This window comes from Enterobacter cloacae complex sp. P1B (assembly GCF_014982345.1).
In the GTDB taxonomy this organism is placed as follows: Bacteria; Pseudomonadota; Gammaproteobacteria; order Enterobacterales; family Enterobacteriaceae; genus Enterobacter; species Enterobacter bugandensis.
In genome coordinates this window covers 1-770 of the sequence record NZ_JADCLF010000037.1, presented here as the reverse complement: position 1 = coordinate 770, position 770 = coordinate 1, and the positions used below count along the sequence as shown (strand labels likewise).

Genomic DNA, 770 nt, shown 5'->3' with positions numbered 1-770 from the left:
ATGTATAATTACACAAGAACATATTTAAATTTAAACTTGCCATCTCCTAAAAAGATCATATGATTGCCTAACATCAAACTTTAAGAATGAAAATAATAGCAGAGGCATTAAATCATGTTTGACCATATCTTAGAGATTGTTGAAGCTTCTAACAAATTTATACGCATTTATGCGTCAAATGGACAGCAGATACACAGCACACTCAATAATAAACCACATGTTTACTTTCTCACCGAAGGTAGAGTAGATATTTATAGGAAAACAGACGATATTTTAATTTTCACTGTATATGCACCTCATATTTTAGGGTTATTTTTTATGTTCGAAAAGAATGATTATCATTATTTCAGAGCTTCGACGGATGCAACCTTTACAGCAATACCAACTATAGAACTGAACTGCCTAGCTGATAGTAATAATTTGTGGAAACATTTTTTCTTAATGACTTGTGAAATCGCTTCAAACTTTTTCAAAAGGGATCAAAGATTTTCATCAAAAAATGCCTACGATATTATAAAAAACAACTTAGAAGCTATATGGGAATTACCAGAAAATGAAAGATCTCAAATTTCAGTTTTCAAATTTATTTTATCTAGAAGTACAATATCTCGTAGCTCCTTAAATAAAGTTCTAAAAGACCTCAATGATGGGGGGTATATTAAAATTCACAGAGGAAAACTTTTAAACATTAAAAATCTACCGCTAAAATACTAATCACTTAGGCGGCAGAAAAATCTTTCTCCATAATGGTGTTGTTTCTGATGCAATAC

The 770-nt window shown here is 30.5% G+C and carries 1 protein-coding gene; it reads left to right on the top strand.

Going from position 1 to position 770, the window contains the following annotated elements:
* Positions 1-114 precede the first annotated feature (114 nt).
* Positions 115-714 carry a helix-turn-helix domain-containing protein gene (locus INF77_RS23125; protein WP_193543114.1) on the top strand — a complete coding sequence of 200 codons (600 nt, stop codon included), beginning with the start codon at positions 115-117 and terminating at the stop codon, positions 712-714.
* Positions 715-770: the final 56 nt, after the last annotated feature.

Coding starts and splice junctions, on each gene's coding strand:
- INF77_RS23125 (WP_193543114.1), top strand. CDS start 115: ATGTTTGACCATATCTTAGAGATTGTTGAAGCTTCTAACAAATTTATA.